The organism is Pedobacter africanus, from assembly GCF_040548825.1.
Lineage (GTDB): Bacteria > Bacteroidota > Bacteroidia > Sphingobacteriales > Sphingobacteriaceae > Pedobacter > Pedobacter africanus_A.
Genome location: NZ_JBEPSL010000006.1, coordinates 225,271 through 248,605 on the forward strand (window position 1 = coordinate 225,271; position 23,335 = coordinate 248,605).

The window sequence follows — 23,335 nt, forward strand, 5'->3', positions numbered from 1 at the left end:
ATAACTATTTGTTGTGTTTTATGTTTGGTAAATTATCTTTTTATAGTAAATATTTTGTTCTGCTTATGTAAAGATTGTGTCTTCATTCGCTTTAAGATAAAAAATGGCATAATTTTGAAAATTATCATAAAGTTTGGTTCAGTTAATGAAGAATAAAAAAATATTGGTTTGGTTTAGAAACGACCTTCGCTTGCATGACAATGAAATGCTAATTGAAGCCATTGCTAAATCTGACAGTATTTTACCCGTTTATTTCTTTGATCCACGTTATTTCGAGCCTACAAGATTTGAAACGACCAAAACAGGTGTATACAGAACTCAGTTTTTGCTGGAAAGTGTGGCTGCGTTGCGACTGGCCTTTCAGAAACTAGGAGGTGATATTTTGTTGATTCAGGGGAAACCTGAAGATAAGATCAAAGAAATTGTTGAGCAATTTGAAATCACGGAAGTATATCATCACAGAGAGGTTGGGCCAGAAGAAACTGAAATTTCCGGACATGTGGAAGATCTTTTATGGACATTCAAGCTCAATTTAAAACATTTCATAGGTCATACTTTGTATAATAAGGAAGATCTGCCTTTCCCGATTAAAGATATTCCCAACGTATTTGCACAGTTTAAAAAGAAGACGGAGCGGGATGCAATTGTTAAAGCCTGTTTTTTGAGTCCGGATAAAATTGACTTTGTTGAAAACGTGGACTGGGGTGAGCTGCCCTCTTTGACGGATCTTGGATTGGAGGTAGTAGAAATTGGAGTTACTGACCGCCCGTCTGCCGGTGGGGAAGAAGCTGGACTGATGCATTTGAAAAATTTATTGGCCGAAGGCTCTGAAGTTTATCTTAAACCAAACGCCAGGAACAGTCCCGAAAAGCAGGGCTTCTCTTCAAGGTTATCTGCCTGGCTGGCCCTTGGGTGCCTTTCGCCCAGAAAAGTTTACTGGAAAGTGAAGGAGGCTGAAAATAAATATGGAGCAAATGCCAATTTTAACCAGATCCTATTGGGCTTGCTATGGCGGGATTATTTCCGGTTTATGTTCAAAAAGCATGGCATATCCTTTTTTAAAGAAGATGAACCCGAAACAGATATATTGACTGCTATTGCTAGTCCAACTCTTGAAAAATGGAAAACAGGCAATACAGGACATCCGATAGTAGACAAATATATGTATGAGTTGAATGCTACAGGGTTTATTCCTCATATTGGCCGTTTACTGGTAGCAACCTATCTGATCTATGTTTTGAAAATACACTGGACCAGCGGTGCAGCTTATTTTGAGGAGAAATTAATTGATTATGCTCCAGCCAGTAATTGGGGCAACTGGGCAAATGTTGCGGGTATTGGTATTGATGCCAAATCTAAAAATACATTTGATCTGGATAAACAGCTGAAAATTCTTGATACGGTTATTTTCGACAGCCCTTCTTTTGCCTGATCAGCAACAATAGTCTTTCGTATTCTGCAATGCATTGACAAATGTTAAACAAAAGTTGCATTTTAAACAAAGTTGTTTAACATTTGTTGTTTGATTAATGTGAAGAAGTATTCCATCAGTGACATAGAGCGTCTTATAGGTATAAAGGCCCATACCATCAGGGCTTGGGAGGTGAGGTATAACCTGGTGCCACCCAAGCGTACGGCAACTAACATCCGCTATTACGACGAAGAAGACCTGAAAATGCTGCTTAATATTGTGGCATTAAATGAAAACGGTTATAAAATCAGCCGGATTGCGAAACTTAGCAAAGAACAGATTGCAGATTTGGTTAAGCAACTGAATACCGAGTGGGGAAATGAAACAGTACAGTTGCTGAACCTCTCGAATGCTGCATTGAGATACGATGAAAATGATTTTTCAAATATACTGACGGGCTGTATTGACGAGATGGGCCTGATCAGGACAATGGATGTGGTTTTGTTCCCTTTTATGAAAAGAGTTGGGATGCTGTGGCAAAGTGGCACAATAGATCCTTCCCAGGAGCATTTTGCTTCCAATCTCATCAGAGATCGTATCATTGTAGAGATCGATAAAATAGAAAAGCCAGAAAAAAAGGATGCGTTACGTTTTATCCTTTTCCTGCCGGAAACTGAAATGCATGAAACCGGATTGCTTTTTGCACGTTACCTGTTAAAAAGGTGTGGGCATGAGACGCTTTACCTGGGTTCTGAGATTCCTTATCTTGACATTCAGAAATTAATTAAATCTTACAAACCAGATTATACATTTATTGTTTTGACCTCTTTAAATCTGGGTAAAGACATTAACAAAATTATAGGCAGGGTAATGGACCATGTAGATGTTCCGCTGCTTGTTGCAGGGAGCCTGATCTCTGAATTCGACATTCTTGTAAAGGATAAACTTATACCTTTAAAAAATGTTTGTGACATGGTCGATTTTCTTGAAGAATTATAAAGAAGTTTGCCTGTTTTATAAGGTAAAATCCTAATTTTGCATCACTTATAGCATATTTATATATAATGGATAATTTATCTTATCTCAATGGCGCAAACGCCGAATACATAGAGTCCCTATACCAATCTTACAGGCGAGATCCGAATTCAGTAGAATTTGGCTGGCAGAAATTCTTTGAAGGCTTCGACTTTGGCAGAGATTCTTCAGGAGCTTCTGTAAGTGCTGAAGCCCCTGAACACTTTTTGAAAGAAATTAATGTGTTAAACATGATCAACGGCTATCGCCAAAGAGGTCATTTGTTTACCCATACCAATCCTGTAAGGGAGCGGCGCCAGCATTTACCTACACTGGACCTTGAAAATTTTGGCCTGGCACAATCAGATCTGGATACTGTTTTCAATGCAAGTATTGAATTGGGCATCGGGGCAGCGAAACTAAGTGATATCATTGCTTTTTTAAAGCAAACCTATTGCCGTTCAATAGGGGTTGAATATAAATACCTGCGTACACCGGAAGTGCTCTCCTGGTTAGAGCAAAAGATGGAAGGTGTTCGTAATACGGCAAGTTTCTCTATTGATGAAAAGAAAAGGATCCTTAAAAAATTAAACGAAGCCGTTAGCTTTGAGAACTTTTTAGGAACCAAATTCCTTGGACAAAAAAGGTTCTCGCTGGAAGGTGCAGAAGCGCTGATTCCGGCACTTGATTCTGTAATTGAAAAAGGGGCAGAACTGGGCATCGAGGAATTTGTGATTGGTATGGCACACAGGGGGCGCCTGAATGTGCTGGCTAATATTATGCAAAAAGCTTACAAAGATATTTTTGCAGAGTTTGAAGGTAAAAGCTACAGTGCAGATTCTCCGTTTGGTGGCGATGTTAAATACCACTTGGGATATTCTACAGACGTAACCACAAACGATGGCAAAAATGTACACCTGAGCTTATGTCCTAATCCATCCCATCTGGAGACAGTTGACGGTGTGGTTGAAGGAATGACCAGGTCTAAAATAGATTTTAAATATGGCGGCGACAATGCCCGCATTGCACCGATACTGATCCATGGAGATGCTTCTGTTGCAGGACAGGGTATTGTTTATGAAGTGATTCAGATGGCCGGACTGGATGGTTACAAAACCGGTGGTACGATTCACCTGATCATCAACAACCAGATTGGTTTTACAACCAATTTTAAAGACGCGCGTACGAGTACCTACTGTACCGATATAGCAAAAGTAACCCTGTCGCCGGTATTTCATGTAAACGGTGACGATGTAGAAGCTTTGGTTTATGCCATTAACCTTGCAATGGAATATCGTCAGAAATACAGAAATGATGTGTTCATCGACATTCTATGCTACCGCAGGTTTGGACATAATGAGTCGGATGAACCTAAATTCACGCAACCCCTGCTTTATAAAGCGATAGAGAAGCATGCCAATTCGAGAGATATTTATATTGAGCAGCTGGTTAAAGAAGGGTCGATAGAAGCAAGTGCAGCAAAAGAGATGGAAAAAGAGTTCCGTGGTCTTTTGCAGGAGCGTTTGAATGAAGCAAAAGCAATTACCTCTACTTATCAGGATGTTAAATTTGGCGGTGCCTGGTCTGACATGCGTATTGCTACACCTAAGGACTTCGAAAGCTCTCCGGTAACCGCTGTTAAGGAAAGTACATTGCTGGAGATTGCAAAGCGGATCAGTACTTTACCTGCAAACAAGAAATTCTTCAAGAAAATTGAAAAACTTTTCGAAGAACGCAGTAAAATGGCCAATACCACGCATGTATTTGATTGGGCTATGGGCGAGCAGCTGGCTTATGGTACTTTGCTGGCCGAAGGTAAAAGGGTAAGGTTAAGCGGACAGGATGTGGAACGTGGTACGTTTTCACACCGCCATGCAGTGATCACCCTGGAGGACTCAGAGGAAGAATATATCCCATTGGCACATATTTCTGATCAGCAGGCTCCATTTGATATTTACAACTCACACTTGTCTGAGTATGGTGTTCTGGGCTTTGAGTATGGTTATGCCATGGCCAACCCTAATGCCTTAACCATTTGGGAAGCCCAGTTTGGTGATTTCTTTAATGGCGCACAGATTGTAGTAGACCAGTATATTGCCAGTGCTGAAACAAAATGGCAGCGCGAGAATGGTCTGGTGATGTTGTTGCCTCATGGTTATGAGGGGCAGGGACCTGAGCATTCCTCGGCCAGGATTGAACGCTTTATGGAATTGTGCGCGGATTATAACATGCAGGTAACCAACTGTACTACACCGGCAAACTTCTTCCATGCTTTGCGCAGGCAGTTTAAACGCGACTTCCGGAAGCCTTTGGTGGTATTCTCACCTAAGAGCTTGCTGCGTCACCCATTATGTGTTTCACCATTGGCTGAATTTACTGAAGGTAAATTCCAGGAAGTAATCGTTGATTCGAATGTAAAAACAGCAGATGTAACCAGGGTATTGTTCTGCAGTGGTAAGATTTACTATGAGCTGCTGGAAAAACAGCAAAAAGATAAAATTAAAGATGTTGCCATTGTTCGCGTAGAACAGCTGTACCCTACACCTGTTGCGCAAATGGAAGCAGTTTATAAAAAATATAAAAACGCTACTGAGGCGGTTTGGGTACAGGAAGAACCGGAGAATATGGGGGCATGGCCATATTTATTGCGCAGGTTGAGAAAGACTATTTTTAGCAATATTGAACTGATTTCCAGAAAGGAAAGCAGCAGTACTGCCACCGGGTATGCCAGGCAACATGCAGATCAGCAGGCTTATATCCTGGCAAAGGCTTTTGAAATGCCGGTTACTGAAGTAGAGAAGAAGATCGCTAAAAAATCAGTAAGTAAAGTATTTAATGTAGATTAGAAAAATAATACATCAGTTATGAGTATAGAAATAAAAGTTCCGCCGGTTGGCGAGTCGATAACAGAAGTTGTTTTATCCCGCTGGGTGAAAAATGATGGTGATGCAGTTGAAATGGATGAAGTGATTGCTGAGTTAGAGTCTGATAAAGCAACTTTCGAATTAACTGCGGAACAAGCCGGAACTTTAAGAACGGTAGCTAGCGAAGGTGATACCCTTGCCATAGGTGCTGTAGTTTGTAAAATTGAAGATGGAGGTGCCGCACCTGCAAAATCTAAGGAAGAAGCCGCTCCTGCCACTGAAAAACCTGCTGCGGATAAAGCTGCTGCACCAGTTGCTGAAAAACCTTCCGGTGAAAGCTATGCTACAGGTACACCATCGCCTTCTGCAGGTAAAATACTGGCAGAAAAAGGAGTTGATCCTGGTTCAGTTAAGGGAACGGGAGTAGATGGAAGGATCACGAAAGAAGATGCCCTGAATGCACAGAAAGCTGCGCAGCCTGCTGCGAAAGCTGAAGCGCCAAAGGCAGCAGCAGTTGCCCCTGTTGCAGGTTCAAGAAACGAGCGTCGCGAGAAAATGTCGCCACTGCGTAAAACAGTAGCTAAGCGTTTGGTAAGCGTAAAAAATGAAACGGCTATGCTGACTACCTTTAACGAGGTAAACATGAAGCCGATTATGGATTTGCGTGGAAAATATAAAGATCAGTTTAAAGAAAAATACGGTGTTGGTCTTGGATTCATGAGCTTTTTTACCAAAGCGGTGTGTGAAGCGTTGAAAGATTTTCCAGCTGTAAATGCACGCATTGAAGGTGAAGAACTGGTATATAACGAGTTTGCCGATATCTCTATTGCGGTTTCAGCCCCTAAAGGACTTGTTGTTCCAATTATCAGGAATGCGGAAAGCATGAGCCTTGCGCAAATTGAAAAAACAGTAATTGAACTGGCTACAAAAGCGCGCGATAGCAAACTGACCATTGAAGAAATGACAGGTGGTACATTTACCATTACGAATGGTGGTGTTTTTGGTTCTATGATGTCGACCCCGATTATCAATGCCTCTCAATCTGCTATTTTAGGTATGCACAACATTATTGAGCGTCCGGTTGCAGAAAAAGGTGAAGTGGTGATCCGTCCGATGATGTATGTGGCTTTGTCTTATGATCACCGGATCATTGACGGCAGGGAATCTGTGGGCTTCCTGGTTAGGGTCAAACAATTACTGGAAGATCCTGCCAGATTACTTTTAGGCGTGTAGTATTTTGTAAAATATTGAATAGAAAAGGGCACTGAATATTTTCAGTGCCCTTTTTGTTGCAATTGTTTTTTATTTTAGAGGCTTTACCCGATGCACATTTTATGAAACTTTTAATCAGTACCTTCTTCCTTATTTCTTTTTTTGCACTAAATTCTTTTTCACAAACAAGGCAACAGCATTCTGGCTGGTTGTTTATTCTGAACAGTACTAAATTTAACGACAAATGGGGAGCGCACCTGGATGTTCAGCTCCGGTCGGAAGACAACTGGGACGGCGTAAGAAATTTTTTGTTCAGACCCGGTGTTACTTATTACATCGATAAAAACAGTAATGCGACGCTAGGTTACTTACTTGCTAATACTTATTTAAGTTTAGACGGACTCAGGGACAATATCTTAACCGAACACCGGATATGGGAACAGTACATCCTGACCCATAAAATTAAAACCTTAAATATACAGCACAGGTTCAGGTTGGAACAGCGTTTTATGGAGACCAATCAAGGTAATGTTTTTGCTCAGCGTTTGAGGTATTTCTTCAGATTTGTGCTGCCTGTTGGCCATAAACAGGAAATTTTTACAAAAGGGCCATTTATTGCTTTGCAAAACGAACTGTTCTTTAATGTTCAAAACAGATCAAAATTAAATAACCACATTTTTGATCAGAACAGGGCATACGGTGCAGTAGGTTACCGCTTCTCCAAAAGTTTTGATCTGGAGGCTGGCTACATGAACCAGGCTATGAAGGGAACCACCAATAATACCATGAACAACATAGTGCAGCTGGCCATTTATACGAGGTTTTAATTTACCAGCTTTAAGTCTATATAAAAATTAGGATCTGCCTGAAAAGATTTGTTTGTTACCCGTGGATCCACTGCAGTTGTTTTCCATGTCGCAGATGGCTGAATGTAACTGAAAGCCTCCGGTTTTAACGAAACTTTGACTGGCATATCAAAGTCTTTTACGTTGGTCTGCCAACGATATTTAAGCAATCCTCCGCTAATCTGGTATTCAAGTACCGGGATGTCTTTGAGCCGCAGGTACTGATCAAATATTTTGTTCAGTTTCAAACCGCTTTGTGCAGCTATATAGTCTTCTACCTGTTTTGTAGTAACAGTTTTATGGTAAAAAGTTTTGTTAAGGCCGCGAAGAATATTCCTGAACTTGTCGTCATTATTGATCAGTTGCCGGATCAGGTGCACCATGTTGGCCCCTTTGTAATACATATCTCCTGAACCTTCGCTGTTCACATCGTAATGACCGATGATGGGGCTGTCGTTTTTGATGTTTGCCCGGATGCCTTTTACGTAGGCCGTAGAAGCTTCCTTACCATACCTGCTTTCTGTAAACAGTGCTTCAGAATAGTTGGTGAAACTTTCATGCACCCACATGTCGGCAATATCTTTTGTGGTGATGTTATTGCCAAACCATTCGTGGCCGCTTTCGTGGATGGTAATGAAATCAAATTTTAGTCCCCAGCCGGAGTCTGAGAGGTCGTTGCCCTGATAGCCTTTCCTGAAACCATTCCCATAGGCAATCGCACTCTGGTGCTCCATGCCCAGATGGGGCGCCTGTACAATTTTGTAGCCGTCTTCATAGAATGGATATGGACCGAACCAATGCTCAAAAGACTGGAGCATGGGTTTTACATCTGCGTCCCAATGTGGCCGGGCTTTGCTACTGTCTTCCTGGAGCGACCAGAAGTCGAGCGACAGGTTCCCTTTTTCGCCTTTGTATTCATCTGTCCAGTGTGCATATTTTCCAATGTATAAGGTTACGTTGTAATTGTTGATGGGATTGGCTACGAACCAGTTGTATTGTGTATAGTTGCCGGGCTGCTGAACAACACTCCTTAACCGCCCGTTGGATACCTCTTGCAAACCTTTTGGAACACTGATGCTGATGAGCATACTGTCTACCTCGTCGCTTTGATGGTCTTTGTTGGGCCACCAGGAGCTTGCACCGAAACCCTGACAGGCCACAGAAACCCATGGATTTCCGGATTTGTCCTTGCTGAAAATGAACCCCCCGTCCCATGGCGGTCTTTTTGCAATGACGGGCTTCCCGGAATAAAATACGGTAAAGTTTGCTTTTGTACCCTTGTTTATGGTTGCCGGAAAAGTTACAAAGACTGCATTAAATTCCCTTTTAAATTTCAGTTCCCGATTTTTGTAGACCACTTTCTCTACTTTCAGGTTGCTGAAGAGATCGAATTGCAACCGGCTAAAGTTTTGGGTGGCCGTAAATTGAAACTCATTGCTGCCGCTGATCGATTTATTGTCTATATCAACTTTTACATCGAGGTGATAGTAATTCAGGTCGTAACAGCTTCGCAAGGGAGTTAGCTTTCCCCTCAATGTATCGGCCCGGGTGTATCGGTGCGGTCCGTCCATCAGCTGTGCTGAAGCCCTGCCAGTGATGAAAAGCAGAATGACAACGGTTGTATACAGGAAGGTCTTCATTTGAGCTTATGGTTTTAATACGGTAACGGTAATGGCCGAAGAATTGTGTACATCATGAAAAATCCGGTGTGTGGCTTTTTGGAAGTCACCCGGTTCTGCTTCATAGATGTTCATAAATTGCTGTGGATTGCGGTCGGCCAGCGGAAACCATGAGTTCTGTATCTGTATCATGATCCGGTGGCCTTTTTTGAAGGTGTGGGCAACATCTGGAAGGGTGTAGTTGACTTTGGTGATTTCACCTGGAACCATTGCCTCAGGTTTTTCAAAGCTGTTCCGGTATTTACCCCGCATGATCTCTGCACGTACCAGCATCTGGTAGCCGCCCATCACCAGGTTTTTCGGATTTGGATTCGGATTGGCTTCATCTTCGGGATATACATCTATGAGTTTCACCACATAATCTGCATCGGTACCTGTAGTTGAAACCACCAATTTGGCCAGCACGGGTCCGGTAAAGGTAATGTCGGTAGCAAGTGGGGCCGTCTGAAATACCCTTACATCCGGCCTGCGTGAGGTAAAGCGCTGATCATCGATCATATATTCCCTAGACCTGGAGGTCATCACCCCATCCTGTGAAGGTACAGGGCTATTAGGGTCACTTACATATTCATCCCAGCTATCGGTTCGTTTTACCTTGTCAAAACTTAGCCCGCCATTTGGCTGAAGATACAAGGTCTTTTCCTCTGTTTCTTTTGGCGGCCAGGTACCAAAGCCTTTCCATTGGTTGCTGCCTGTAATAAAGATATTGGCTTCCGAAGGTTTAAAGCTGCCTTCGTTTTTGAGGTGATACCTAAAGAAGGGAAGTTCAAAGTTTTCCTGATACCAGGTGCTGGTAGGCTGCCCGAAATTGATGTCGCCGAAACTGCTGCCATTTCCCCTTACCCAGCCGCCATGAAACCATGGGCCTGCAACCAGTATGTTATTGGCTCCAGGGTTTTGTTTTTCAATAGATTTATAGGTTGCAAAAGTACCGTAAGCATCTTCGGCATCAAAGAAGCCGCCAACTACCATTACTGCTGGCTTTATCCCTGTCAAATGCGGTTCGATGTTTCTGGCTTTCCAGAAGGTATCCAGGTTAGGGTGGGCAAACAAGTTGTTCCAGAATTTGATGCTATCGGCAAAATATTTCTCTTTCAGGTTTTTAACGGAACCCTCTTCGAGATAAAACCGGTAAAGATCCTGAACAGGGAATTTGAATCTTTTGGGCCCTTTGTCAGGTGTAATAGGTGTTGGCCTTGGTACGCCAAAGGTACTCATAAAAGGAAATGCATCTGCAAGGAACAGGGTGCCATTGTGATGAAAGTCATCACCAATGTACCAGTCGGTAACCGGCGCCTGTGGCGAAACAGCTTTTAGGGCAGGATGCGCACCCGGCAGGGATGTTGTAGCATAAAATCCCGGATAGGAAATTCCATAAATGCCCACTTTCCCATTGTTGTTCCCGATATTTTTGATCAGCCAGTCTATCGTATCATAAGTATCGGAACTTTCATCAATATCTTTTTTATTCTTTTTATGTGCAACATGCGGTCTGATGTCTTCAAAGTTTCCTTCACTCATCCATTTTCCCCTTACGTCCTGGTATACGAAAATAAAACCTTCCCTCATTTCGGCGGGGAAATTGCCCAGGCTCGTTTTGTATTTGTCTTTACCGTAGGGCGAAACGGTATAGGGTGTGCGGTTGAGCAGAATAGGATATTTTTTTGTTTTGTCTTTAGGCAGATAAATGGAGGTGAAGAGCCTGATGCCGTCGCGCATAGGGATCAGTTGCTCTAACTTGTTATAATGCTGCCTTACGTAGGCAGAATCTGTTTGTTGGGCATAGCTTGAAAGGCCACTAAAAAGAAAGAAAAAAGCAACAACCAGAAATTTTAAAGAAGTCATAGTCAGCGTTTGTTTAAAGCATAAATATATGGAATTGCATACTGAATACGGGATAGGTTTATTAACTTTACGCAAAAAAAATCCTTAATATGCAATACGATGTAGTTGTAATTGGCTCGGGCCCGGGCGGTTATGTTGGAGCAATCAGATGTGCCCAATTAGGCTTAAAAACGGCAGTTATAGAAAAGTATAAAACTTTTGGTGGCACTTGTTTAAATGTAGGTTGTATCCCTTCAAAAGCACTGTTAGATTCATCAGAACATTTTCATAACGCGGCACATACGTTTCAGACACATGGCATTAATTTAAAAGATCTGAAGGTTGATATGCCGCAGATGATCGCACGTAAAAATGATGTGGTAGCTCAAAATACAGCAGGTATACAATATCTTTTCAAAAAGAATAAGATAGATGCATTTGAGGGTGTCGGCTCTTTTGTTGACAAGAACACGATTAAAATTACCAAAGATGGTAAATCGGAAACCATAACAGCAAAAAATGTAATTATTGCTTCAGGTTCCAAACCTACGGCACTGCCTTTTTTGCCAATTGACAAAAAAAGGATCATTACTTCTACAGAGGCCTTAAACATTACTGAGGTGCCAAAACAAATGATTGTGATTGGTGGCGGGGTAATCGGTCTGGAGCTGGGATCTGTTTATGCACGTCTGGGCACTAAAGTTTCTGTAATTGAATTTATGCCTTCCATTATCGGAACTATGGATGCCGGTCTGGGAAAAGAGTTACAGCGTGTTTTGAAGAAGTCGCTGGGTATGGAGTTCTTTATGGGGCATAAGGTTACCGGAGCAACTGTTAAAGGTAAAAAAGTTACGGTAACTGCCAATAATGCAAAAGGTGAAGAACTGAAATTTGAAGCTGACTATTGCATTGTTGCAGTAGGACGTACCGCTTATACAGAGGGACTGGGATTAGAAAATATTGGTATAAAAACCGAAGAAAGGGGCAATAAGATCCCTGTAAACGACCACCTGGAAACTTCCGTTCCTGGTGTTTATGCAATCGGCGATGTAATTAAAGGCGCTATGCTGGCGCATAAAGCCGAAGATGAGGGTGTATATGTTGCAGAAAGAATAGCCGGACAAAAACCGCACATCAATTATAACCTTATTCCGGGTGTGGTTTATACCTGGCCGGAAGTGGCTTCAGTTGGTTATACCGAAGAGCAGCTGAAAGAAAACGGCGTTCAATATAAAGCAGGATCCTTCCCTTTTAAAGCCAGTGGCCGGGCTAAAGCAAGTATGGATACCGATGGATTTGTAAAAGTACTGGCAGATGCCAAAACTGATGAAATATTAGGCGTGCATATGATCGGACCCCGTGCTGCAGATATGATTGCTGAAGCTGTGGTAGCGATGGAATTCCGTGCTTCGGCAGAAGATATTGCCAGGATATGCCATGCACACCCTACTTATACGGAAGCAATGAAAGAGGCAGCTATGGCAGCTACTGAAAACCGGGCCATACACATTTAATAAGAATTTTTAGCAGATAAAAAGGCCGCAGATCACTCTGTGGCCTTTTGTTTTAATTGCGGATACGTCTGATACAAAACCTTAATGGCAATTTCGATCAGCCTCAGGTTTTCATCATAATGTCCATGCTGCACTTCCACATTAATGTACGGGATTTTACTGTTCATCGCATACACAGACAAGGAGCCATCGTCTGGTGCATTTACAGATTGTAAAACCACATTCACGTTTTCTTTCTTGAGTCCATTGAATAATTTGAGATCGGTCACAAAAACCAGGTCATCGGGGTCCATACCAAAATTAATATACACAGAATCTGCACTTGTTTCCAGTTCATAGCCCTTCAGATAGGAGGCTATTCCAAAATCTCCGTCCGCATTGTTGTGCAAGGTAAAGATATAGCCCAGTTTTTCCGGATCATAAAGCTTTAATATGGTTTTTGCGGCGCGCTCCAGGTGCTTTGCCACATCGTCATCTACAGGCCCATACTTTTCAATTCCTATTGGAATACCTTTTTTGGTATAAATGCTGTTGGGGTCTGTCTGGAACTTTTCTCCCTGATTTGATAGCCTGAAATTTCTGACACCACCGTACTGGCAGTCGATCACTGTCCCGCCGCTAAACCTGATGTATTCAAATGCGGCCTTTACACCGGTATCTTCATCATCATGTATGGCCAGAAACTGGATTTTGGGTGTACGGTAAGTGTATCTGACCAGGTTTACGGTCAGGTCGTTCATCACAATCCTGGTGGTGTCTGAAGCAATTCCTTCAAATACAGGAGGATGTTGAGCTTGTGCCGGAAATAACAGACAAAGCAATATAATTAAGGTGTTGTATTTCAGCATGCTGTAATTATACAGCTTTGAATTGAAAATTGTTTGATCCCTAAAATAAAAAGAGGAACTTTTTAGGGTTCCTCTTTCTTATTCGGATGTGTTAAAGGGTTACTTTACTTCTTCAAGGTCGTACTCTAAAACATCTTTGTGGTCATAAGGTTCAACAAGCAATTCGTCTATCGTCTTACCTTTTTTATTGAAGCCTAATTTTTCCAATATGATATCGAAAATCAGGTAAACTACAGGCACAACGATCAGGGTCAAGAACAGTGAACTGGTTAACCCCCCTACGATAACCCAGGCCAGACCATTTTTCCATTCGGCACCGGCACCACTTGCAAGGGCAATAGGGAGCATACCAAAAATCATGGCTATGGTAGTCATCAAAATCGGACGTAAACGCGCGTGGTTAGCTAAAATTAACGCTTCTATTGTCGATTTTCCTTCAGCTTTCATGTGGTTGGTAAAATCGACAAGGATAATTGCGTTTTTGGCCACAAGCCCCATCAGCATGATAAAACCTAAAATGGTAAAGATACCGATAGAGTTGTTTGTAAGGGCAAGCGCAAGGAAAGCCCCGATCAGTGCCAGTGGCAAAGAGAACATCACCACAAATGGGTAAACAAAACTGTCGTACAATGCAACCATAATCAGGTATACCAGGATGATGGATGCCATTAAGGCAATACCCAGCGTACCGAAACCTTCAGCCTGGTTTTCCTGATCACCAGCCCAGGTGTAGCTCACACCTATAGGTGCCTTCAGCTCACCACTTTTTTGCAGGTCCTCCAGTTTCTTTTGAAATTCTGCAACTACTGTTCCTGTTGGCCTGCCGATAGATTGTGCCTTAACAGAAACTGAGGTAGATTTGTTTAAACGCTCCAGCTGACTTGGTCCTGAACCCTCTGTAATGGTAGCAAACTGTGATAGTTTGATCTGTGCACCCTGATTGTTTACAAAGACCAGGTTACGCACATCATCCACATTTTTTCTGTTAAAATCCTGGTATTGGATATTGATGTCGTATTCATATTCCCCTTTCCTGTATTTACCATCGGTGTTTCCCGCAAAGGCAGTTTGCATAGTGGAACCCACAGTTTGCAGGGTTAAGCCTAAAGCCGACATTTTATCCCGGTCTACCTGAACATTGATCTCAGGTGTTCCTTTTTCAACGGACAATTTAATCTCTGTTGCACCCGGAATTTTTGCAAGGACCTTTTGTGCCCCTTCGGCATATTTTAATGCGCTGTCCAGGTCAGATCCCATTACAACCAATTGTATTGGTGCGTTCTCAGCAATACCAAGGATACTGATCGGAACGGTTTTAACTTTTGCACCTACCAGTTCTTTGGCAAGGGCACGACTCATCTTTGTTGCAAAGATATCTGAAGAAACGCCTTCACGCTGGTCGCGTTCAACCAGTTTTACGTTGATTTCCGATTTATAGGCTGTAGCCTGGGTTCCACCGAAGTCGCCGCTGGCCTGTCCAACTGTAGTTATCAACTGCGTAATTTCAGGTTGCTTTTTTAAGAATGCTTCGGCACGTTGGGTATAGAAATTGGTTTGCGACAAAGGCGCGTCTTTCGGCAATTCAATCTGAACCAGGAACTCACCTTTATCAGATTTAGGGAAGAACTCTGAACCGATAAAGCCCGCAACGGCTAACCATATTGAAGCAATAAACAACACGACAATTGCTAAAATGGTACGTCTTTTATGGTTTAAAGACCATTTTAAGATGTTTGTAACCCAAAGGGTGAATTTTTTTAATTGCTTTTCGAACCAAAGGATAAAGCGGCCGAAAACGTTCTTACCTTCAATGTGCTCCAGTTTACCATACCTCGAGAAAAGGAGCGGTACAATGGTAAATGAGGCCAGCAAGGAAAGTAGTGTTGCGATAATTACAACCACACAGAACTGACGCAAGATGTTGGAAACCAGTCCTGTACTTACGGCAATAGGGAAGAATACCACCACAATTACAAACGTAATGGAAACAACTGTAAAACCAATTTCCCTTGTAGCGTCCGAAGCAGCCCTCACCTTGTTTTTACCCATCTCCATGTGTCGCTGGATGTTTTCCAGTACCACAATCGCATCATCCACAAGGATACCAACCACCAGCGAGAGCCCCAGTAAAGACATCAGGTTTAATGTAAAACCAAATAGGCTGATGCCAATGAAAGTCGCAATTAAGGATGCAGGGATAGATACCATTACGATTAATGCGTTCCGTAAACTATGCAGGAAGAACAACATTACGAATGCTACCAGCACTACCGCCAGCATTAAATCGTGGATAACCGCGTCTGCAGATTCCAAAGTAAAAATAGAGCTGTCATTTACGATCTTAATGTCGAGATTATTGGCTGCGTATTCTACCTTAAGCTTTTCGATAATGGCATGTACGCCTTTACTTACTTCTACAGCATTTGCATCACTTTGTTTAATGATCTGAATGGCAATGGCACCTTTTCTGTCGATACGGGCCAGCTTTTCTGTTTCTTTCTGAGCATCCTGTACATCGGCAACATCGCGTAAACGGATTTGAGAACCATCTTTAGAAGTGATCAGCACCAGGTTTCTCAATTCATCCAGGTTTCTGTATTTACCGGATAAACGGATTAAAACGTCCTGGTTCTCTGTTTTTACGCTTCCGGTAGGGAAATCCAGGTTAGAGGTCAGAATCATCTGTTGCACCTGTGGCACCGAAAGGTTGTAGCCTTGAAGTTTATCGGCATCCAATGATACCTGGATCTCTCTTTCCGAACCACCGATCAGGTTAACCTGCGCAATACCGCTCACCCTCGAAATTACCGGGGCAATCCTTTGATCCATCAGATCATAAAAACTAATGTCGTCCATTTTTGCGGAAGCCGACATCGTGATCACTGGTAAATCATCCAAAGAAAATTTACTTAATGATGGTGTTTTCACATCTTCTGGCAGTTCAGATAGGATGGCGTTTACCTTACGTTGCGCATCATTTAACGAAATGTCAATATTGGCTTTATCTGTTAAGGTAATGGTAACGGTAGATAAACTCTCAAACGAAACTGCGTTTATTTTTTTGATGTTCTCCATTGATGATACCGCATCTTCGATCTTCTTGGTTACGGTATTCTCTACCTCGGCAGGTGATGCTCCCGGGTAAATGGTTGAAATAGATACTACGTTGTTTGAGAATTTTGGCAATAACTCATAACCCAACGAAAAGTAACTCAACAGCCCCAGCAGGGTAAGTGCGGTAAACACCACAATTACCAGGGAGGGCCTTTTTATCGATATATCTGTTATCTTCATCTTCTTTTTATTTTACTATGCTCACAGGAGTGCCGTCGGCCAGGTTAATCTGCCCGCTGGTGATTACAGTCTCGCCTTCATTTAATCCTTCCAGAATTTCAACTGAATCACCCAAAATACGACCTGCAATTACTTTGCGAAGTTTAGCTGTATTGCTGGCCTGGTCTAAAACAAATACCTGGTTGCTGCTTACACTACCCACAAAAGAAGTGCGGGGAACCAAAATTCCGGGAGCCTGTTTAGGAAAGTTAAATACAGCTGTACCGTACATTCCTGCTCTAAGGCTGTTTTTGGTATTGTTGTCTACTTCAATTTCTATAGGGAAGTTTAAAGTCCCATCAGCTTTGGCTGCAATAAAAGTAATTCTGCCATTGAATTTTTCTGTAGGAAAAACAGAAGACTTGATTTCTATTTTATCGCCTATTTTAAGATTGGCCACCTGTGACTCATTGACATTTACCCTAAGCTTTAATTTGGAAACGTCAACGATTTCAAACAACTGTGTTCCTTGTGCAGTAACAAATGCACCAACTTCAATGTATTTTTTATTGATGATACCAGTAATCGGGGATTTGATGTTTGCATCGCTCAACCTTCTTTGCGAAGCCTGTAAACGTAGTTTTGCATTTTGTGTTGCCAGTTTGGCCTGGTCCAGCTGCTGTTGGGTTACACCGCCGGTTGCATAAGAGCTTTTGTACCTGGCTTCATCCCTTAACGCATTTTGATAGGTTGCTTCTGCGGTTTCCCTGTCAGTATTGATGATCTCCGCATCGATACGTGCCAGTACCTGTCCTTTGCTTACACGGTCGCCTTCTTCTACAAGGATCTTACTCACCCTTCCGGCGTTTTCCGACAGGAAGTTCAGTTCCTGTTTAGGTACAAAGCTTCCGTTGCTGCTAAAATCCAGGTCAACTACTTTTTTCTCTACACTTGCAACGCGAACAGCAATAGCTCCACTTCCTTGTGCAATAAAGGCTGTTTTTGCTGCATTCTTCTTCTTGTTGTTGCTGAGCACCAAGGCAATCCCGCCTAAGGCAAGTATAATTATTAAGGCTGTTATTATCCCTCTTTTCATTGTAATAGCGATTTTATATTTCCGTTTGATTTGATTAATTGTATTTCGGCAATTTTATAATTTAATAATGCCTGTGTATAGCTGTTTTGCGCTGAAGTAAGTGCATTCTCGGTATCCAGCAGATCCGTTAAACTGGCCAGACCGTTGTTGTAATTGTTTTGTGTGCTTTTGTAGATTTCATCAGCCAGCTCAGCATTTTTCTTTTGCGAGTTAATGGTATTCATGCTGTTGCGTAACTGTATTTTTGCATTTTCGTAGGCCATGTTCAATGAGTTTTTCGACTCTCTTCTGTCCTCTCTTGCTTTTTGAATGTCTACATCGGCCTGGCGGATTTTTGAACGGGTTAAGAAACCATTAAAAATCGGCACTTTTAAGGTGAGGCCAACAGCCGAGGCTCCAAAACCAATTGCATTGGGGTTGGATTTTAAAAAATCGAAACCACCGCTCTGGCTGGAATAGGTGTAGTTTCCTGTTAAAGCCAGACTTGGATAGTATTCAGACACGTAAGCCTTGCGCTGCAGTGAAAGCAATTTGTCCTGGATATCCAGAATCTTGATCTCTGTTCTGTTGTCCATAGCCAGAGAATCACTAAACTGCGGTAAGCGGGTCACTTCCGTAAGTTCTGTTTTTGGCAAAGTAATCTCCGTGCTTACAGGCATGCCCATTGCAAATTTCAACTGGTTCTCCAACTGTGTAATGGCATTGATGGTCTGTTCTCTTTGTGTCTCTAAATTGGTAATGTTTACTTTGATCCGGTCTACGTCAATCTTCTTTGCCAACCCATTTTTATACTGATTGGAAATGATCTTCTCAATCACTTTCACATTTTTAATGTTGGTATCTATTACGTTCAGTTGCTGTCTGTTCACCAAAACCTGGTAATAGTTGTTGGCAACCAGTTCAATAATTTGCTCTTCAGTAAACTGCGAGGTCAGGCTGTAATATTCCTCACTGGATCTTGCAGCCTGCAGGCCTGTGAAAACCTGCTGATTGAACAACTGTTGCGAAAGTTGGATTCCGGCAGAAGAATTCCAGTTCTGACCCAACTTAATGGCCTGGGTTTGCCCTCCTCCTAAATCTGCTACCAATTTTCCGATGATAGGATTGTAGGTTAAGCCTGCATTACCTGTAATTTGTGGTAAAGCCTGGGCCCTTACTTCCTGCACTTTATATTTACCTCCGTCCATATCGAGCTTCGCTTTTCGCACTTTGACATTGTTTTGCAGCGAATAGTTCAGCGCCTCCTTTAACGTCAGCGTTTGCTGAGCGCTAACCGTACCCGATAGCAGTAATCCCAGCAGTGCCAGTGGAATTATTTTTATCTGTTTGATTATTGTATTCATATATAGCCTATTGTTATTTTAGTCCTTTAATAAATATACGTGACAGGCTAAGCTGCCTTTCCAGTATGTTTTTCATTTCCTTTTTGCTGGGGAACAGCTCTTTGTTACCGTGAAGTATGCATAAGGATGTGATCCCTGCCAGACTGTCCAGGTAAAGCTCCGCAGTTTTATAGGTTTCCATTGGTGCGATCTCCTTTTTGTCTATCGACCTTTGAAATATATCTGCATGCAGCTGTATGTTTTTTCCATGCATGTTCATGAAATGTTCTTTCAGCTCGTCCGAGTTCAATGAGGAATCAGGGCTGCCTCCCGATAAATGGAGCATGTAGTACTTTTGAAAGAAGCGATGTCTGATTTCGATGAAGCCGGCCATACAATCTTCCAGCGGAACATCAGCAAACTGATCTTTCTCTACCATCTCAAAATAGTCATTGAATATTTTTTCAATCACACCAAGTACCAAACTGTTTTTATCAGGAAAATAATAATACAGAGAAGGTTTGGATACCGAGAGGTCTTCCGCAATTTCATTCATCGTGGTCTTATTGATCCCATAATGTATGAAACGTTTGATCGCTCCCTCAATGATTGCTTCTCTTTTTTTATCTGTCTCTACCATTCTACTTTTTTACTTTCTGACTTTTTTATTTCAGTAGTCAAAAATACGGCCATAATTCCGCTTAAAGAATTTTACCTTTAAAATGCAGGTAAACTGACAATTAGATGACCGTTTGGTTAAGATTTTGGCTTTAAGCCTTGTAAAAAGATTTCAGCAAACAGCTTTTCCTTGATGAAGATCTGTTTAAACTGCTCTTTTCCAGGGAATATGTTCTTGTCTTTGGACATGATATTGAAGTGTATACCAGACAGGGCGTCCAGAAATATTTCGGTGGTAAGCTTAGGGTCTTCCATGGCAAGCTCTCCGCTTGCAACCCCTCTGCTGAATAGGGAGCTGATGATAATGGCTTCAAAAGCCCGGGCTTTACTGAACTTGTCGTAAAGGTCGTCGGGCAATTCATTGCCGATGATCTGTGTCGATTCCAGCAGGTTGTAATATTTTTGAATAAAAGACTGTCTTTTTTGTAATAGTTTATAAATGCCTTCTGTCGAAGTGCTGGTTTTATCGATAGATTTTACCAGGTCCCGGCTGATGATCTGCATCAGGTGTTCAATAGAACTTACATATAAACTCAGCTTGTCCGGAAAGTAGTAGTAGAGTAAAGCCTTTGAAAATGAGACATCTTTTGCGATTTCGGTCATGGTTGTTTTTGACAGGCCATAATGTGCGAACCGTTTCAATGCGGCTTCAATAATTAAGCTTCTCTTTTTATCCTGATTTTCCATACAAATTACTGTTCTCTCCTTAAGGGCAAGTATTACTAAGCTATTTTATCAATTCAGGCGAAAAATAGTCAAAATTTTTAAATATTACTTTTAACATATTTATTACAAGTCTTAACAATTACATTTGTGCCAGATCTAATCATTTAGCTTATTTATGTCTATTCTGCAGCAAAATATATCCCTTAAGCCCTACAACACATTTGGTGTCGATGTCAACTCTGCCCTTTTTGCCGAGGTATTCAGTGTTGAAGCACTGAAAGAATTGCTGGGGATGGATGTGGTAAGGCAGCGCCGGCTGCTGGTTTTAGGCGGTGGCAGCAATCTGCTGTTTACAAAAGATTTTGAAGGGCTGGTGATTAAAGTGAGCATCCCCGGAATTTCTGCTGTTGTTGATGGAGAGCAGGTGCTGGTAACGGCGGGTGCGGGAGTGGTATGGAACGATCTGGTGAACTACTGTGTGGCAAATGGCTATGCAGGCGTAGAAAATCTGAGCCTTATTCCCGGAACTGTAGGGGCCTCGCCTATACAAAACATAGGTGCCTACGGTGTGGAGCTTAAAGATGTTTTTTATTCCTGTACCGCTTATGAAATTGCTACGGCAGAAGAAAGGATCTTTAATTTTGAAGATTGTAAGTTTGGTTACCGCGACAGTGCCTTTAAAAATGAGCTGAAAGGCCGATATATCATTACCGCTGTCAGTTTTAAATTGAATAGACAGGCGCAACTGAATACCAGTTATGGGGCAATCCAGGCCGAACTTCGGGATAGAAACATATTGCAGCCAACAATTGCAGATATTTCAAAGGTGGTATCGCACATCAGGGTAAGCAAGCTGCCAGATCCCTCTACTATAGGTAATGCTGGAAGTTTTTTTAAAAATCCGATAATCAACCAGGATCAGTTTAAAGAAGTGTTGACTAAATTCCCTGATGTTGTGCATTATCCCGCTGCCGGTCAGAAAGTTAAGTTGGCTGCCGGTTGGCTTATCGAAGCTTGCGGTTTTAAAGGTAAGGTAGTTGGCGAGACGGGTACCTGGAAAAATCAGGCCCTGGTTCTGGTTAATCATGGTACCGCAACAGGACAGGAAGTGTATGATTTTTCAGAAGAGATCATACGTACAGTATATGCCAGGTTTGGTGTTGAGCTGGAGCGTGAAGTAAATATTCTGTGAAATAGACTGTTAGCGTCATTTATTGGAAAAAAAATAATTTCTTAACATCAATATCCTCTTTTTTGGTACATATCTTGTGTATAGTTTAGTGTCTAAGATTAAACAGATTTTGAGCGCCACTCAAAAAAATGCTTGTTAGTTTTTTAACCCTAAAACTTAAACACTATGACAAAAAATGAGTTCAACCTTCAGCTAAACAATCATTCAGTTTCTTTACAATCCTTCGCCCTGAATTTTACGAAAGATATTGAGGATGCAAACGATCTGGTACAGGATACCATGCTTAAGGCAGTTACCTATTATGGAAAGTTTAAAGAAGGGACCAATCTAAAAGGCTGGTTGTTTACGATAATGAAAAATACTTTCATTAATAATTACAGGCGCCTGGTGAAAACAAATGCTTTGATTACCAAATCAGATGATATTTCCTCGGCCAACCTGCATTACAGTGCTACCAAAAATGCCAGCGAAAGTAAATTTATTATAGGAGACATCAATAAAGCGCTTGCTAACCTTCAGCCAGAGTATTATGTGCCTTTTGTAAAATACTTTGAGGGTTATAAATACCACGAAATTGCGGAAATGCTGGAGATTCCAATTGGAACTGTAAAAACCAGGATCCATGTGGCCAGACAGATTCTGAAAAAATATCTGAAAACCTATTCTAAAGATATTCTGGGGACAGAAATGATGTAAAACTCACTTTGTTCTTTTAACGAAATGGTTTGCCTGGATGCCTTTTACGCCAGGTTTTACTGTAAATAACCCACCGCTGTATGGACATTGCAATAGTTCTTCTTCAGAAGCCGATGTCCGTGCAGTGGTGATGTAAAGTGTGTCCAGATTTTCCCCTCCAAAAGCACAGGAAGTCACATTTTTTGCCGGAACTTCAACCTTACCTAGTAAAGTGCCTGTTTTCGGGTTCCATCTGCCTGCTGCATAGCCTCCCCAAAGCGCAATCCAGATCATCCCTTCGGCGTCCAGGGTGCAGCCATCTGGTTTTCCCATCTCCTCTGGGATGATGATTGCATCATAAGGATCGGATATCTGCCCGGTTTTATCGTTATAATTATAGGCCACAACCTTGTGTGTTGAGGTATCAATGTAATACATTGTTTTGTTGTCCTCCGACCAGGCGATGCCGTTTGAGGTGGTTACACCTGCTTCCGTCATATGTATGGATAAATCTGCATCTATCCGGTACAGAGCCGCGGAATTTGATGCACCCATGGTTCCCAGCCATAACCGCCCCGATGGATCACACTTCCCGTCATTAAAGCGATTGCCCGAAGTGTGGTTTTCGGGATTGGATAGCAGGTTGCAGAGCAAGCCTGTTGATTTTTCGTAGCTATATACACCGTCCTTTAATGCCAGAAGCAATGTGCCATCTGTGCTGGGAACTACAGTGCTTATTTTTTGTTCAAAATGTGCAGTTTGGTTAATTGAGGTAAGCGGATCAAAGCAGTGAAGCAGTTGCGCTTCGATGTCTACCCAGTAGAGTTTCTGATCTTCATCATTCCATATGGCGCCTTCGCCCAATGCGGAACGAGTGTCGAGCAGTAAATTTGCTTTTAATGCGGGATTATGTACAATGTGATGGGGCATGACTGATAGATCTTATTGTTTAGCTGCAGTTTCTTTTATGACTAATGTATACTTTTTTGTTTTAATTTGGTTTACATAATTTGTTTTTTTGATTTTGATCTTGTTTAACTCCAGGAAAGAAAATGTGGTTTGGTTGTTTCAAAAGATTGCTTTTTTCTGCTGCTTGAATCTTAATCATTTTATTTTTCAGATAAAAAAATCAAAAATATTATTTTGTTTACAAAAAAAGTATATATTTGTATACATATATGCTGGCCTAACCAATCAAAGATCATATAAACCATCGGAAAAC

17 protein-coding genes are annotated in these 23,335 nt (G+C 41.8%); 8 read left to right on the forward strand and 9 right to left on the reverse strand.

Going from position 1 to position 23,335, the window contains the following annotated elements; translation table 11 throughout:
* Nucleotides 1-145 precede the first annotated feature (145 nt).
* The 5 genes from ABIE26_RS24645 (at nucleotide 146) to ABIE26_RS24665 (ending at nucleotide 7,328) form a co-directional block, all read left to right on the forward strand.
* On the forward strand, nucleotides 146-1,432 hold the full coding sequence (locus tag ABIE26_RS24645; RefSeq protein ID WP_310146449.1) for a DASH family cryptochrome: 1,287 nt from the start codon (nucleotides 146-148) through the stop codon (nucleotides 1,430-1,432).
* A 99-nt stretch (nucleotides 1,433-1,531) separates the two neighbouring features.
* Nucleotides 1,532-2,410 carry a MerR family transcriptional regulator gene (locus ABIE26_RS24650; RefSeq protein WP_310146451.1) on the forward strand — a complete coding sequence of 293 codons (879 nt, stop codon included), beginning with the start codon at nucleotides 1,532-1,534 and terminating at the stop codon, nucleotides 2,408-2,410.
* A 65-nt stretch (nucleotides 2,411-2,475) separates the two neighbouring features.
* Nucleotides 2,476-5,271 (forward strand): 2-oxoglutarate dehydrogenase E1 component, encoded by a 2,796-nt coding sequence (locus tag ABIE26_RS24655; protein WP_310146453.1) that lies wholly within the window; start codon nucleotides 2,476-2,478, stop codon nucleotides 5,269-5,271.
* 18 nt (nucleotides 5,272-5,289) lie between these two features.
* The gene (gene odhB, locus ABIE26_RS24660) at nucleotides 5,290-6,522 is read left to right on the forward strand and encodes a 2-oxoglutarate dehydrogenase complex dihydrolipoyllysine-residue succinyltransferase (RefSeq protein ID WP_354376259.1); all 1,233 of its coding nucleotides are present in this window, start codon (nucleotides 5,290-5,292) and stop codon (nucleotides 6,520-6,522) included.
* Between the two features lie 101 nt (nucleotides 6,523-6,623).
* Complete coding sequence (locus ABIE26_RS24665) at nucleotides 6,624-7,328, forward strand: DUF2490 domain-containing protein (protein WP_310146457.1); 705 nt, start codon at nucleotides 6,624-6,626, stop codon at nucleotides 7,326-7,328.
* Here ABIE26_RS24665 and ABIE26_RS24670 read toward each other — a convergent pair.
* Complete coding sequence (locus ABIE26_RS24670) at nucleotides 7,325-8,986, reverse strand: M1 family metallopeptidase (protein ID WP_310146460.1); 1,662 nt, start codon at nucleotides 8,984-8,986, stop codon at nucleotides 7,325-7,327. The genes ABIE26_RS24665 and ABIE26_RS24670 overlap by 4 nt on opposite strands.
* Before the next feature lie 6 nt (nucleotides 8,987-8,992).
* Entirely contained in the window at nucleotides 8,993-10,870 is a 1,878-nt protein-coding gene (locus ABIE26_RS24675; RefSeq protein ID WP_310146462.1) for a CocE/NonD family hydrolase, read from the reverse strand.
* 89 nt (nucleotides 10,871-10,959) lie between these two features.
* Here ABIE26_RS24675 and lpdA point away from each other — a divergent pair, with 89 nt between their 5' ends.
* A complete protein-coding gene (gene lpdA, locus ABIE26_RS24680) occupies nucleotides 10,960-12,363 on the forward strand; it encodes a dihydrolipoyl dehydrogenase (protein WP_310146464.1) in 1,404 nt (467 codons plus the stop codon).
* 32 nt (nucleotides 12,364-12,395) lie between these two features.
* Here lpdA and ABIE26_RS24685 read toward each other — a convergent pair whose 3' ends face one another.
* From ABIE26_RS24685 to ABIE26_RS24710, 6 genes are all read right to left on the reverse strand, one after another.
* Nucleotides 12,396-13,211 carry a hypothetical protein gene (locus ABIE26_RS24685; protein ID WP_310146466.1) on the reverse strand — a complete coding sequence of 272 codons (816 nt, stop codon included), beginning with the start codon at nucleotides 13,209-13,211 and terminating at the stop codon, nucleotides 12,396-12,398.
* A 99-nt stretch (nucleotides 13,212-13,310) separates the two neighbouring features.
* Nucleotides 13,311-16,505, reverse strand: a complete 3,195-nt coding sequence (locus ABIE26_RS24690; protein WP_310146468.1) for an efflux RND transporter permease subunit — start codon at nucleotides 16,503-16,505, stop codon at nucleotides 13,311-13,313.
* 7 nt (nucleotides 16,506-16,512) lie between these two features.
* Complete coding sequence (locus ABIE26_RS24695) at nucleotides 16,513-17,580, reverse strand: efflux RND transporter periplasmic adaptor subunit (RefSeq protein ID WP_310146470.1); 1,068 nt, start codon at nucleotides 17,578-17,580, stop codon at nucleotides 16,513-16,515.
* Nucleotides 17,577-18,923: a TolC family protein gene (locus ABIE26_RS24700; RefSeq protein ID WP_310146472.1), complete on the reverse strand. Its 1,347-nt coding sequence runs from the start codon at nucleotides 18,921-18,923 to the stop codon at nucleotides 17,577-17,579. The genes ABIE26_RS24695 and ABIE26_RS24700 overlap by 4 nt, the downstream gene beginning before the upstream one ends.
* A gap of 13 nt (nucleotides 18,924-18,936) precedes the next feature.
* Complete coding sequence (locus ABIE26_RS24705; protein WP_310146473.1) at nucleotides 18,937-19,542, reverse strand: TetR/AcrR family transcriptional regulator; 606 nt, start codon at nucleotides 19,540-19,542, stop codon at nucleotides 18,937-18,939.
* A gap of 116 nt (nucleotides 19,543-19,658) precedes the next feature.
* Nucleotides 19,659-20,267 carry a TetR/AcrR family transcriptional regulator gene (locus ABIE26_RS24710; RefSeq protein WP_310146475.1) on the reverse strand — a complete coding sequence of 203 codons (609 nt, stop codon included), beginning with the start codon at nucleotides 20,265-20,267 and terminating at the stop codon, nucleotides 19,659-19,661.
* Nucleotides 20,268-20,421: 154 nt separating this feature from the next.
* Here ABIE26_RS24710 and murB point away from each other — a divergent pair, with 154 nt between their 5' ends.
* Both murB and ABIE26_RS24720 read left to right on the forward strand, forming a co-directional pair.
* A complete protein-coding gene (gene murB / locus ABIE26_RS24715; RefSeq protein ID WP_310146477.1) occupies nucleotides 20,422-21,438 on the forward strand; it encodes a UDP-N-acetylmuramate dehydrogenase in 1,017 nt (338 codons plus the stop codon).
* A gap of 165 nt (nucleotides 21,439-21,603) precedes the next feature.
* Entirely contained in the window at nucleotides 21,604-22,134 is a 531-nt protein-coding gene (locus tag ABIE26_RS24720; protein ID WP_310146479.1) for an RNA polymerase sigma factor, read from the forward strand.
* A 3-nt stretch (nucleotides 22,135-22,137) separates the two neighbouring features.
* Here ABIE26_RS24720 and ABIE26_RS24725 read toward each other — a convergent pair whose 3' ends face one another.
* Nucleotides 22,138-23,043 (reverse strand): SMP-30/gluconolactonase/LRE family protein, encoded by a 906-nt coding sequence (locus ABIE26_RS24725; protein WP_310146481.1) that lies wholly within the window; start codon nucleotides 23,041-23,043, stop codon nucleotides 22,138-22,140.
* Between the last annotated feature and the right edge of the window lie 292 nt (nucleotides 23,044-23,335).

What these genes read in the sequence shown, in the direction of transcription:
- ABIE26_RS24675 (WP_310146462.1), bottom strand. Translation starts at nt 10,870, where the DNA reads ATGACTTCTTTAAAATTTCTGGTTGTTGCTTTTTTCTTTCTTTTTAGT.
- ABIE26_RS24655 (WP_310146453.1), top strand. Translation starts at nt 2,476, where the DNA reads ATGGATAATTTATCTTATCTCAATGGCGCAAACGCCGAATACATAGAG.
- ABIE26_RS24695 (WP_310146470.1), bottom strand. Translation starts at nt 17,580, where the DNA reads ATGAAAAGAGGGATAATAACAGCCTTAATAATTATACTTGCCTTAGGC.
- odhB (WP_354376259.1), top strand. Translation starts at nt 5,290, where the DNA reads ATGAGTATAGAAATAAAAGTTCCGCCGGTTGGCGAGTCGATAACAGAA.
- ABIE26_RS24690 (WP_310146468.1), bottom strand. Translation starts at nt 16,505, where the DNA reads ATGAAGATAACAGATATATCGATAAAAAGGCCCTCCCTGGTAATTGTG.
- ABIE26_RS24725 (WP_310146481.1), bottom strand. Translation starts at nt 23,043, where the DNA reads ATGCCCCATCACATTGTACATAATCCCGCATTAAAAGCAAATTTACTG.
- ABIE26_RS24645 (WP_310146449.1), top strand. Translation starts at nt 146, where the DNA reads ATGAAGAATAAAAAAATATTGGTTTGGTTTAGAAACGACCTTCGCTTG.
- ABIE26_RS24685 (WP_310146466.1), bottom strand. Translation starts at nt 13,211, where the DNA reads ATGCTGAAATACAACACCTTAATTATATTGCTTTGTCTGTTATTTCCG.
- ABIE26_RS24720 (WP_310146479.1), top strand. Translation starts at nt 21,604, where the DNA reads ATGACAAAAAATGAGTTCAACCTTCAGCTAAACAATCATTCAGTTTCT.
- ABIE26_RS24710 (WP_310146475.1), bottom strand. Translation starts at nt 20,267, where the DNA reads ATGGAAAATCAGGATAAAAAGAGAAGCTTAATTATTGAAGCCGCATTG.
- ABIE26_RS24665 (WP_310146457.1), top strand. Translation starts at nt 6,624, where the DNA reads ATGAAACTTTTAATCAGTACCTTCTTCCTTATTTCTTTTTTTGCACTA.
- murB (WP_310146477.1), top strand. Translation starts at nt 20,422, where the DNA reads ATGTCTATTCTGCAGCAAAATATATCCCTTAAGCCCTACAACACATTT.
- lpdA (WP_310146464.1), top strand. Translation starts at nt 10,960, where the DNA reads ATGCAATACGATGTAGTTGTAATTGGCTCGGGCCCGGGCGGTTATGTT.
- ABIE26_RS24700 (WP_310146472.1), bottom strand. Translation starts at nt 18,923, where the DNA reads ATGAATACAATAATCAAACAGATAAAAATAATTCCACTGGCACTGCTG.
- ABIE26_RS24705 (WP_310146473.1), bottom strand. Translation starts at nt 19,542, where the DNA reads ATGGTAGAGACAGATAAAAAAAGAGAAGCAATCATTGAGGGAGCGATC.
- ABIE26_RS24670 (WP_310146460.1), bottom strand. Translation starts at nt 8,986, where the DNA reads ATGAAGACCTTCCTGTATACAACCGTTGTCATTCTGCTTTTCATCACT.